Origin of the sequence: Bacillus safensis (assembly GCF_039619585.1) — a bacterium.
Lineage (GTDB): Bacteria > Bacillota > Bacilli > Bacillales > Bacillaceae > Bacillus > Bacillus safensis.
In genome coordinates, this window is record NZ_CP154909.1 from 2,517,384 (window position 1) to 2,529,481 (window position 12,098).

Genomic DNA, 12,098 nt, shown 5'->3' on the forward strand with positions numbered 1-12,098 from the left:
CCATGGCATCTTTACTTCTTTGCCGGTGTTTCGATCGATGCTCTTTTTCCTTCATGATGCCAATGTTCATATAATCCACCGATTGCACGAAATGACTCATTTACTCTCTCCACGATCTGTTGATGGATACTCGGGTCATTAGGTAAATGCGTCTGGATGTTGTCGACTTGATACTGCCTCATCATATCTATGTAGACTGTAAGAAAGATTGTGTCTTCTAAAATCCAGTAAATGACTTCATCCGCCGCTTTTGTTCTTTTATGCAGCATTTGGATTCCTCGTTCATATTGAATAAGAATATAGCCACTCGGATCGATTTGAATATAAGGGCTCAAATCATCAAAAAATCCAGTCGTTTGAAATGGACGTGCAATATACGGTTCGTATATGTCTCTTGGCAGGGAAGTCATTTGGAGACAAGTATCAATTCGCTTTATGAGTTCGTCTTTTTGCAGAATTTGCTTCATGTGATTCACCGCCTTCTGGTGAGATAAAAGCTGCCAAGGAATCCCTGACAGCTTTCTCACTTTGTCTTCTTCATTTCACAGGAACATGTAAACGGCACCAATGACCGCAAAAGTGCAGGCAACTACGATTAATACTTTTGCTAGCTTTTCCATGTCGTCTCCTTAAATGCCGGCTGCTACTACATAAGACAGCCCAACTGAAATAATGAGTGAAATAAACCCGACCGCTCTATTATCATTCTCAATTTCTTTGTCTACTTTAAATCGTGGTGTTAAAAATTCAAAAATGAAATAGCTGACAAGCAGCATCACAAAGCCGTATACGCCCCATCCAATCATTTGCAGAAGGGAATTGTGCTGTGCGATAGAATGCTGAAACACATTCGCAATCCCAAAAATCTTTCCGCCTGTTGCCATGGCAACAGCTAAGTTCCCCCGCTGGATCTCTTCCCAGTTTTTATAGGAGGTAACGAGTTCAAAAATGGTTAGAAATAAGACAAGACATAGGACGGCCACGCTGTAATAGGCGGCAATTTCCACAAGTTCATTTTCCCAAAAGGCTTTCATGCGTTTTCTCCTTTTTACTTTAATTCGACGATGGTAACGCCTGATCCTCCCTCGCCTTGTTCCCCAAAACGAGCATTTTTCACACTTCGGTGCTGTTTCAGTAATTCCTGAACCCCTTTTCTAAGGGCGCCAGTTCCTTTTCCGTGAATGATTGACACACGCGGATAACCAGCTAAGACAGCATCATCTAAATATTTCTCGACTCTGCTTAAGGCATTTTCATAACGCTCTCCCCTTAAGTCAAGCTCAAGCGATACATGATAGTCTTTTCCTTTGACTGCCGTAATGGCTTTCTCCTGCTTAAATTCAGGTGCTGATTTGATAAATTCCATGTCTTTTTCTTTTACTTTCATTTTCAGAATGCCCATTTGGACACTCCATTCTTTGTCACCTGTTTGTTCAAGCAGCGTTCCTTTTTGCCCGAAGGTGAGCACTTTCACTTCGTCGCCTGATTTTAGCTGTCTTGCTGCTTTTTTCACCGGCTCTGGCTTTTTCTTCCGGTCAAACTCAGGGACTGCTTCTTCAAGACGCTTTCTCGCATCGATGAGTTCATGTTCTTTAAATGATCGATGCTCATTTTTTATCGAACGAAGCTCTTGAATGATGTCTTCTGCTTCTTTTGAGGCTTGTTCAATTTTTTCTGCCGCTTTTTTTTCAGCTTCTTCAAGCAGTTTGTCCTTTTGCTCATTCCATTCAAGAATTTGTCTCTGCAATTCTTTATGAAGCTTTTCTGCTTCTTTTCTATAGACTTCTGTCTCATGCAGCTCTTCTTCTGCTTGTTTCTTGCTGTCTTCTAATGAAGCAATCATTTGGTCTACTTCATTATGCTCGGCATGCATATCCGCTTTTGCACGGTCAATGAGGTGATCTGGCAACCCAAGACGTTTAGAAATTTCAAATGCATTACTTCGTCCGGGCACACCGATGAGCAAGCGGTACGTTGGTGATAAGGTTTCAATGTCAAACTCCACGCTCGCATTTGTGACACCTTCCCGGTTATATCCGTAAGCCTTCAGCTCAGGATAATGGGTCGTTGCGATGACGCGTGCATTTGTTTGATGCACTTCATCTAAGATACTCATGGCCAGCGCGGCACCTTCTGCAGGGTCTGTTCCTGCCCCTAATTCATCAAATAACACGAGTGAGTTAGATGTCAAATTCTTTAAGATATCTACAATATTGACCATATGAGATGAGAACGTACTCAAGCTTTGCTCAATAGATTGTTCATCTCCAATATCAGCAAAGACTTGGTCGAATACAGCCACTTCCGAGCCTTCTTCAACTGGAATATGAAGGCCTGCCTGCGTCATCAGCGTAAGAAGACCAAGCGTTTTCAAGGTAACTGTCTTACCCCCTGTATTTGGGCCAGTAATAACGATGGTTGAAAAATCTTTGCCGAGCTCAATGTCATTTGCCACAACCTGATCCCTAGGCAATAGAGGATGTCTTGCCCGCTTTAAATAAATCTCCCCTTGATCGTTCACAGCAGGCTTTGTGGCTTTTTCAGCCTTTGCATATTTGGCTTTAGCAAAAATAAAATCTAACGTCTGAAGCTCCTTTACATTGTGAAGCAGTTCTTCAATGTGTTCTGACACGCTCGCTGTCAGCATTTGGAGGATCTTTTCGACCTCTTGTTTTTCTTTTAAACGGGTTTGCTGCAAGGTGTTATTTAAATCCACGACCACTTGCGGCTCAATAAAAAGGGTTGCCCCAGATGATGATTGATCGTGAACAATTCCGCCGTAATTCGAGCGGTACTCCTGCTTTACCGGAATCACAAACCGATCATTACGAATGGTGACAATCGTGTCTGACAGCATTTTTGAAGCAGATTGTGAGCGAATCATGGATTCTAATTTATCTCGAACTTTTGATTCTAATGAACGTAATTGCGTACGTATTGTTCGTAGCGCCGGAGTTGCGTGATCAAGCACTTCTCCATTATCACCAATACAGCTTTCGATTTCTTTTCTGACTTCAGGCAGTAATATCAGCGTCTCTGCATATGTATGAAGGCGAGGTATGTCTACACCATCTTCATACAGGGACGTGAGAAAGTGCTTCATATTTTTCGCAGTGTATAACAGCGCTGCAATTTCCATGAGCTCAGATGGGCTTAATGTACTGCCGATTTCTGCCCGTTTGACCCCGCGTCTAATATCCGTCAGCCCGCCAAATGGCGCCGATCCCTTTAAGCGGATGACATCCTGTGCTTCTGCTACCTCTTCCAGCAAATGCTGAATGGTTTCTATATCCGTCAGCGGCGTTAAATCCTGCGCTCTTTCTTTTCCTAATGAGGATGCGGTATAGGACATGACTTTTTCTTTTACTTTATGAAATTCTAATGATGCTAACACTTTTTGTTGCAGCATGGTCCAGCCTCCTAACGACTACCTGTCACGCGTTAAAAACTTTTTGATCTCGTTTAGAGAAAAAGTATTCACGACATTTGCTTTTGGTGTCCAGCCTTTTCTTGCAGCTGTTACACCAACTTCCATATGATCCAGCATGGTGATATTGTGTGCATCTGTATTGATCATGATGTTCACACCTGCTTCGTTTGCTTTCATTAAATGCTCTGCTTTTAAATCAAGTCTTGACGGGTTGCTGTTGAGCTCTAGTGCAGTTCCCGTTTTCTTCGCAAGCTCTATGAGCTGATCTATATTTAAGGCATAACCGTCCCGTCTGCCGATCAAACGGCCTGTTGGATGTGCAATTAAATCCACATGCTGATTCCGCAGGGCATTTTCAAGGCGCTCCATAATGACTTCTTCCGGCTGAGAAAAGCTCGAGTGGATAGACGCAATGACAAAATCCATGTCTGCTAAAAAGTCATCATCATAATCTAATGATCCATCCGGGAGAATATCCATTTCGACCCCTTTGAAAATGTGAAAATGCTCGAATTCTTGATTCAGCTTGTCAATTTCTTTTGCTTGCAGACGTAAACGTTCTTTTGTTAAACCGTTTGCTACTTTTAAATATTGCGAGTGGTCTGTAATCGCCATGTATTCATAGCCTTTTGCGATACATGCCTCTGCCATTTCGCGAATAGAAAATGCGCCGTCACTCCATGTTGAGTGCATATGAAGGTCGCCTTTGATATCTTTTAACTCTACAAATTGCATACTTTCTTTATACGTATCAATCTCCGCTCCGGTTTCACGAATTTCTGGCGGGATGAGCGGAAGTTGAAAATGCGCATAAAAAGCGGCCTCGTCTTCAAACGTTTTGACTTCTCCAGTTTCAATTGTTTCCACACCATATTCACTAATACGCTCTCCGCGTTCCTTCGCCAGCTGTCGCATGCGAATATTGTGATCTTTTGAGCCAGTGAAATGGTGCAGCGTTGTTGCAAATTGGTCTGTTGTCACAAGCCGGAAGTCTACACTGATCTCAAAATCAAGGGCAAGAATGACAGATACCTTCGTATCACCGCTTGCGATGACGTCTTTGACATCATCAAGTGCAACGAGCTGCTCTCTGACTTGTTCAGGATCGCTGGTCGCAATGATATAATCTAAATCTTTGACAGTTTCTCGTGCACGTCTTAGACTGCCAGCTCTAGAAAAACGAAGAATCCCCTTCATCTGTTCAAGCGCATGATCAATCCGCTCTGCCACATCTAATGCAAAGCCAATTGGCAGTCGTTCTGGCTGTTTTCCAGCCTCCTCAAGAGCGGCGAGTATCTTTTCTTCGGTTTTTTTACCGAAGCCTGCAAGCGCTTGTACTTTTTCCGCTTCGCATGCTTCTTTTAATGACTGTGCATCATGGACGCCAAGCTCTTGGTAAAGCTTCGCAATCTTCTTCCCGCCAAGCCCTTGCAATTTTAAGAGCGGGACAAGCCCTTCAGGCACTTCCTTTTTTAATTGTTCGAGTGTTTCTGATTGTCCTTTTTCGATATACTCTGTGATCACAGCAAAGGTTCCTTTTCCAATGCCGGGTAATGCTAATAAATCATCTATTTGAGAAAGGCTGCGGTCGTCTTGTTCCAGTGCCGCTGCTGCTTTACGAAAGGCAGAAATTTTAAAAGGATTATCTCCTTTTAGTTCCATATATACTGCAATTGTTTCAAGAAGTTTGATAATATCTTTTTTATTCATCTCTCATCCTCCAGCCGCTTTGGCATCTTCCTATATAAATATACAAACTTTCCCTTCATCCTACAACTTTCTGTCATGTAATGAGAAAAAACTTCTCCAGAAAAGGAGAAGTTTTTAAACTCCATACGTCGACCATAGGTCTTTGACAAGACCGGACAGGTAAGGGGTGTTGTTTACGATCACATCTGCTAACATTGATTTGCTCATCATTGTTTGCAGCGCATCTACTGGAAGTAGTGCAGCCACAAACAATAGAATAAACACAAATAAATAGGTTTCAAGAAATCCTAAAACACCGCCAAGCAGTTTGTTCACCTGTTTAATCACAGGTATACTTGCAATGGTTGTGAGCAATCCGCCAATGATGGCGAGCAGGATTTTGGTCAAGATAAACAGAATGATAAACGCAATGGTATTATAATAAGCTGTTTCTAAATTCCCGCTAAAGAAAGCGAGCTGCGGTTGACCGCCGCTAAAATTAGGTGCCGGAATCCACGTAAGCTGTGGTGCAAGTGACTGATAAAACATAGAAGCCACTAAGATAGAAACAACAAAGCTGATCAATTTAATAAATTGAAGAATAAACCCGCGCTTTAGACCGACAAGCGTTCCCATAAGAAGCAAAAACAAAATGATGATATCGATCACGGTAATTTCATTCCTTTTCTTTTAGCTGAATCTCTAATTTTTCGTATTGCTCTTTTAATTTCAAGTAGTCGTGGACGACATTGACTGCTGTCAGTACAGCTAATTTGTTTATATCAAGGTATGGATTTTTTTCATTTATTTCTCTCATTTTATCATCAACAATTGACGCAACATGTCGCATATGCATCTTCGTTTCTTGTCCGATGATCGTATAGGACTGTCCGTAAATCTCAACTGTTGTTTTCGTTTTACCGCCGTCAGACAACGTTTCTCCTCCATTCCACGAGAATCCTAGTCTCTATCATAACATGTTTAGACATTGAATGGAAAGACGAGCCCTTCCCTGTTATGGTACACTTTAGAAATCAATGATATCAAGGTAAAAAGGAGTTATCCACTGTGCCCCAATCCGTTTTAAAAGCAACATCAGAAGACCTTAAAAAAATGAAGAGCGCGTATGCGCAGCATTTAACAGACAATTTGCCACCAGGCGCCCTCTTTCAAGCAAAAGTCCCTGGCTGTACGATTACAGCCTATCGATCTGGAAAAGTATTGTTTCAAGGACAAAAGGCAGAAGCTGAAGCCAGTCAATTCAGCCACTTGCAAGCAGCTGATACGAAAAGTCAAAAATCACCTGCTGTTACAAAATACAGTCCGCCGCCCGGCATTGCTTCCATGTCGGTCATCGGTTCAGATGAAGTAGGTACAGGTGATTATTTCGGACCGATCACAGTCTGTGCGGCCTATGTTGATGCCAGCCAGCTTGCTTTAATGAAAGAGCTTGGCGTAAAAGACTCAAAAGGGCTAAAGGACCCGCAAATTATCAACATTGCCAAGGATCTCATCAAAACCATTCCGTTCAGCCTTCTCGTTCTCCGAAATGAAAAGTACAATACGATGCAGGAAAAGGGCATGAGTCAAGGAAAAATGAAGGCACTGCTTCATAACCAAGTCATCACCTCTGTGCTAGAAAAACTGGACGGACAGCAGCCTGAAGCCATTTTGATTGACCAATTTGCAGAACCAGGGATTTATTTCAAGCATCTTGCCGGGAAAAAAATCATCCGGGAGCGGACGTATTTTAGTACAAAAGCAGAAGGCATCCATTTGTCAGTCGCTGCAGCTTCCATTATCGCAAGGTACGCCTTTTTAATTGAAATGGACAAATTATCACAGGCTGCAGGCTTTGACATCCCAAAAGGAGCCGGTCCTCATGTAGACAAGGCCGCCGCCAAGCTCATCAAGCTGCACGGTGAAGATGCTTTACGTCAATTTACAAAGCTGCATTTTGCCAACACACAAAAAGCGAAAAAAATGCTATAAAAAAAGCTAGAGCCCATGAGGCCCTAGCTTTTTTCCTTTAACCGCGTAAGACGGCTTGATACGTATCTTCTAGTGCTTTCAAAACTTTTGTGTGAACAGCTGTGACTTCTTCCTCGGTCAACGTTTGTTCAGGATTTAAATATTGAAGAGAGAATGCAACAGATTTTTTGCCTTCTTCCATATGTTCCCCTTCGTACACATCAAATACAGATAGGTCTGTGAGTAATTGACCGCCTGCTTCATAGATCACACGCTCCAGCTGTCCGCTTGAGATATGCTGATCAACAACAAGTGCAATATCTCTTGTCACAGCAGGGAATCTCGGAATCGCCGTATATTTCATATCCTTCGTTTCAGATGTCATCACATCTGTTAAATCAAACTCGAAGACATACGTTTCTTTTAAATCCAATTCCTTTTCAACGACTGGATGCAGTGCGGCAACAAAGCCAATGACTTGACCATTTAAGTGAACATCTGCAGTTCGCCCTGGGTGAAGACCCTCACGCTCTGCTTGAACATAAGTGATTTGGTCTGACACACCAAGCTTTTCGAACAATCCTTCAGCAATTCCTTTCGCTACATAAAAATCGACGGCTTTTTTCTCGCCCTGCCAAAGATTTTTATGCCATAAGCCTGTCAGCGCACCAGCGACATGTTCTTTTTCCACTGGTTTTGCCCCTTCAGCTTCTGCTAAGAAAACAGAGCCCGTTTCATAAAATCCAAATGAATCAGCTTGTCTTGCCAAGTTATATGCAACAGAATCAAGTAAGTTTGGCAGAAGACTTTGTCTCAGCACACTGCGTTCCTCACTCATTGGCAGAGAAAGCCTTGTTTCATAGGCTGGATGCAGTGCAAAAGCTGTGGACTTATGCTGATTCGTCAATGAATACGTAATCGCTTGAGAAAGTCCTGCCCCCTCTAAGAAACGTCTCACCTTTCTGCGCTTTACTTGATATGGCGTGAGGCCGCCAACGGTGCCAGCTGTCCTAGGCAGTGTAGATGGAATATTATCGTAGCCATATAATCTTGCCACTTCTTCAATGAGGTCTTCTTCAATCGTAATATCCATTCTGCGGGAAGGAACTGTTACGACAAGAACATCATTTGATTCGCCCACTGTGAAGCCTAGTTTGTTGAAAATCTGAATCATATCTTCTTTTGAAATGCTCATTCCAAGCACCTTGTTCACACGCTCAGTTGATACGTGGATGACATTCATACTTGCTTCAAGGTGATTTTCCTCAACTGTACCGCTTAGCACTTCACCGCCTGCATACATGCTGATCAATTGAGCTGCTCTTTCTGCTGCCGGTTTCGTACGCTGCGGATCGAGGCCTTTTTCAAATCGTGTGCTTGATTCACTGCGAAGCCCTAAGTCTCTAGATGCTTGACGGACTGTTTGACCGTTGAAATATGCCGCTTCTAAAAGAATCGTCGTCGTCTCATCCCGTACCTCTGATTCAAAGTCGCCCATGACGCCTGCTACCGCGTGCGCTTTCGTTCCATTCGTGATGACAAGGTGCTTTGATGACAATGTACGCTCTTGCTCATCGAGTGTTTGAATGATTTCGCTGTCAGACGCTTTACGAACGACCACCTGCTTTGAACCAAAGCGGTCATAATCAAAGGCATGAAGCGGCTGGCCGTATTCAAGCAGTACAAAGTTTGTAATATCCACGACGTTGTTAATTGGACGGATACCTGCATTCATCAACCTTGTTTGCATCCAAAGCGGTGCTGGTCCAACCTTTACATTTTTAATGATCTTCGCTGCATAAAGTGGATTCGCTTCTTGATCCTCAATTTTAACAGAAATATAGTCTGCTGCTTTTTCGGAAGAAGTGTCATGTGCTGTATCAGGAAGCTTGATGTCTCTTCCTAAAATGGCGGCAACCTCATAAGCGACACCCAGCATATTCAGGGCATCGGCACGGTTTGGTGTTAAGCCAAGCTCAAGCACCGCATCATCTAATTGAAGTGCTTGAAGGGCATCATCTCCTGGTTTCACGTCGTTCGGGAAAACAAAGATGCCTTCTGCATATTCTTTTGGTACGAGCTTGCTCTCTACGCCTAATTCTTGCAGAGAACAAATCATGCCATGAGACTCTTCACCGCGCAGTTTTGCTTTTTTAATTTTAAAGTTGCCAGGAAGGACTGCGCCCACCGTTGCGACGGCCACATACTGTCCTTTCTCCACATTCGGAGCCCCGCAAATAATTTGCACTGGTGCTTCTTCGCCGATATCAACAAGACATTTGTTTAATTTATCTGCATTCGGATGCTGTTCACGTTCAATGACGTGTCCAACGACAACTCCTTTGATGCCTTCGCCTTTATATTCAACGGCTTCCACTTCAATTCCGCTTCTTGTGATTTTTTCTGCTAATTCAGCCGGCTTGATGCCTTCTAAATCGACATAGTCTTCTAACCATTTATATGAAACAAACATGTTGATTTCCTCCTCTTAGTCCTGCTTGAATTGCTTTGTGAATCTAATGTCGTTTGTGTAGAAATGGCGAATATCATCAATGCCGTATTTCAGCATCGCGATCCGTTCCACACCCATTCCAAAAGCAAAGCCTTGGTAAGTCTCTGGATCAAACCCGCTCATTTTCAGGACATTCGGATGAACCATTCCTGCACCTAAAATCTCAATCCAGCCTGTTCCTTTACATACAGAGCAGCCCTTCCCGCCGCATTTAAAGCAAGACACATCGACTTCGACAGATGGTTCTGTGAATGGGAAAAAGCTTGGACGCAGTCTAATTTCACGATCTTCACCAAACATTTTTCTTGCGACTGTCTCCAGTGTTCCTTTTAAATCACTCATGCTAATATTGTGATCGACGACAAGCCCTTCAATTTGCATAAATTGATGTGAATGAGTCGCGTCATCACTGTCACGTCTATATACTTTCCCAGGACAGATGATCTTCACAGGACCTTGTCCTTTATATTTCTCAAGTGTACGTGCTTGTACTGGTGATGTTTGTGTTCTCAACAGTGTATCTTCAGTAATATAGAAGCTGTCCTGCATATCACGTGCCGGATGCTCCTTTGGAAGATTCAGCGCTTCAAAGTTATAATAATCCGTTTCTACCTCAGGACCTTCCTCAACGGTATAGCCCATGCCAATAAATAAATCTTCAATATCTTCGACAACTATCGTTAATGGATGTCTTGCTCCCATTTTGATCGGACTTGCCGGTAAAGTAACATCGATCGTTTGAGACGCAAGTTTTTTCTTCACTTCTTCTTTTTCCAGCTGTTCATTTTTTTCAGCAATGGCACTAGCAATCTGCTCTCTTACTTCGTTTGCGAGTGCACCCATTTTCGGTCTTTCTTCTGCGGAGAGCTTGCCCATTCCGCGAAGTACTTCTGTAATCGGTCCTTTTTTCCCTAAGTATTGAACACGAATGTCATTGACCTCTTTGAGCGAGCTAGCTGCTTCAACCTTCGCTATCGCCTCTGTTTCAAGCTGTTTTAACGTTTCTTGCATGAGTGTAATCCTCCTTTTGATATACAAAACCCCTCGGATAAACGGCTGTTTGATCGTTTGAAGACAATAAAAAAACTCGTTCCTCCATAAAAGAAGGGACGAGTTGTGGTCGCGGTACCACCCTTGTTAAGCACAAATGCATGTGCGAATAAGCTTCATTGACATAACGGAATCAAACGAATCCGGTTCACCTTTACGCAAAGCCTGCGGTCCCGGTGACAACTCCAGAGGTGAATTCCTGTTTCAGCATTCCTTAAATGCACTTTCAGTCTACGATGCATTCTCCCTAAAAGGCCGCTTCTTGAAACAATCTTCCTCTATCATGGTTTTTAAAATATTAGTTTCATTATAGTGAAAATGAGCACTTGATGCAACACTATCCGCGCAAATGATAGACAAGAACAGCTGCTGCAACAGCGACATTTAATGATTCTGCCTGCCCATACATTGGCACATATAAATTTTGATCTGTCATTTGCAGAATCGCTGGATCAATACCTGCTCCCTCATTTCCAACAATTAATGCAAACGGACCTTCTGCCGTTACGCTTCTATACTCTTTCGCATCTTTTAAGGCACTCCCGTATACAGGTATGCCTCGTTCTTTCAGTTCGGTGATCGCCTGTTGAAGGGTTTGCTTTAAGATAGGCAGGTGAAAATGAGACCCTTGTGCCGAACGGAGCGTTTTTCCGTTAAACGCATCAACTGTTCCTTCTCCTAAGATCACAGCATCAAGACCAGCGGCATCTGCTGTTCGAATGAGTGTGCCTAAATTCCCCGGGTCCTGCACTGCGTCTAATAGAAGAATTCGTTCAACCTTCTTTTCTTCAAAAACAGGAACTGTACAGACTGCGGCAATGTGCTGAGGCGTTTCTGTTTCTGTCATGGCAGAAAAGGCCTCTTCGCTCAGTTCATAAAGCTCAATGTCAGGCTGGATATGAGAAGGAAGCATATCGGGCGAGGTGACCATTAATTCCTTCACGAACCCGCTCTTTAATGCTTCTTCGACTAAATGTATTCCCTCAACGAGAAATAGCCCCGTTTTCGTTCGTTCTTTTTTCGTATGGAGCTTCTTCCACTGTTTAATGTTTGTGTTTTTAGCTGATTCTATATATTTCAAGCGACGTTAACTCCTTTAATTATCATGAATTTATTATATCTCATGCACACTACATAATAAACCTGTCTTTGAGACAGAATAGGGCTATTACCATCAAAAAAGGAGTGTGGGCAATGGATTTTAATTTAAGAGGCGCAGTCATTCAAAACATTACTGGCCATAATCAAGAACAGCTTGAACATACGATTTTAGATGCGATTCAAAGCGGCGAGGAAAAAATGCTGCCAGGCCTTGGCGTGTTGTTCGAGGTGCTTTGGCAAGAAGCATCAGAAAACGAGAAAAATGAGATCCTTGAAACATTAGAGCAAGGCTTAAAGCCTCAACAGCAGCAATAAAAAAAGCCGGTTTGCTTATAAAAGCAAGCC

At 42.9% G+C, this 12,098-nt stretch carries 11 protein-coding genes; 2 read left to right on the forward strand and 9 right to left on the reverse strand.

Going from position 1 to position 12,098, the window contains the following annotated elements; translation table 11 throughout:
- Positions 1-11 precede the first annotated feature (11 nt).
- From AAYR28_RS12930 to zapA, 6 genes are all read right to left on the reverse strand, one after another.
- A complete protein-coding gene (locus AAYR28_RS12930; protein ID WP_120208881.1) occupies positions 12-467 on the reverse strand; it encodes an immunity 63 family protein in 456 nt (151 codons plus the stop codon).
- 162 nt (positions 468-629) lie between these two features.
- The gene (locus AAYR28_RS12935) at positions 630-1,034 is read right to left on the reverse strand and encodes a DUF350 domain-containing protein (protein ID WP_008345990.1); all 405 of its coding nucleotides are present in this window, start codon (positions 1,032-1,034) and stop codon (positions 630-632) included.
- A 14-nt stretch (positions 1,035-1,048) separates the two neighbouring features.
- Positions 1,049-3,406, reverse strand: a complete 2,358-nt coding sequence (locus AAYR28_RS12940; protein ID WP_034280729.1) for an endonuclease MutS2 — start codon at positions 3,404-3,406, stop codon at positions 1,049-1,051.
- A 21-nt stretch (positions 3,407-3,427) separates the two neighbouring features.
- Positions 3,428-5,140 (reverse strand): DNA polymerase/3'-5' exonuclease PolX, encoded by a 1,713-nt coding sequence (gene polX, locus AAYR28_RS12945; protein WP_034279715.1) that lies wholly within the window; start codon positions 5,138-5,140, stop codon positions 3,428-3,430.
- Between the two features lie 114 nt (positions 5,141-5,254).
- Complete coding sequence (locus AAYR28_RS12950; protein ID WP_024423226.1) at positions 5,255-5,788, reverse strand: CvpA family protein; 534 nt, start codon at positions 5,786-5,788, stop codon at positions 5,255-5,257.
- 7 nt (positions 5,789-5,795) lie between these two features.
- Positions 5,796-6,053 (reverse strand): cell division protein ZapA, encoded by a 258-nt coding sequence (gene zapA / locus AAYR28_RS12955; RefSeq protein ID WP_012010831.1) that lies wholly within the window; start codon positions 6,051-6,053, stop codon positions 5,796-5,798.
- Between the two features lie 179 nt (positions 6,054-6,232).
- On the opposite strand from zapA, the gene rnhC reads away from it, so the two are divergent.
- Positions 6,233-7,111, forward strand: coding sequence for a ribonuclease HIII (gene rnhC, locus AAYR28_RS12960; protein WP_061109533.1), 879 nt, complete (start codon positions 6,233-6,235; stop codon positions 7,109-7,111).
- A gap of 37 nt (positions 7,112-7,148) precedes the next feature.
- Here the strand turns inward: rnhC and pheT are convergent, their stop codons facing one another.
- The 3 genes from pheT to AAYR28_RS12975 all read right to left on the reverse strand — a co-directional run bounded on the left by pheT (position 7,149) and on the right by AAYR28_RS12975 (position 11,733).
- Positions 7,149-9,563: a phenylalanine--tRNA ligase subunit beta gene (pheT, locus tag AAYR28_RS12965; protein ID WP_120208759.1), complete on the reverse strand. Its 2,415-nt coding sequence runs from the start codon at positions 9,561-9,563 to the stop codon at positions 7,149-7,151.
- A gap of 15 nt (positions 9,564-9,578) precedes the next feature.
- Entirely contained in the window at positions 9,579-10,613 is a 1,035-nt protein-coding gene (gene pheS, locus AAYR28_RS12970) for a phenylalanine--tRNA ligase subunit alpha (protein WP_065214549.1), read from the reverse strand.
- Positions 10,614-10,989: 376 nt separating this feature from the next.
- Complete coding sequence (locus AAYR28_RS12975; protein ID WP_120208762.1) at positions 10,990-11,733, reverse strand: TrmH family RNA methyltransferase; 744 nt, start codon at positions 11,731-11,733, stop codon at positions 10,990-10,992.
- A 113-nt stretch (positions 11,734-11,846) separates the two neighbouring features.
- On the opposite strand from AAYR28_RS12975, the gene sspI reads away from it, so the two are divergent.
- Complete coding sequence (gene sspI, locus AAYR28_RS12980) at positions 11,847-12,068, forward strand: small acid-soluble spore protein SspI (RefSeq protein WP_024425725.1); 222 nt, start codon at positions 11,847-11,849, stop codon at positions 12,066-12,068.
- Positions 12,069-12,098: the final 30 nt, after the last annotated feature.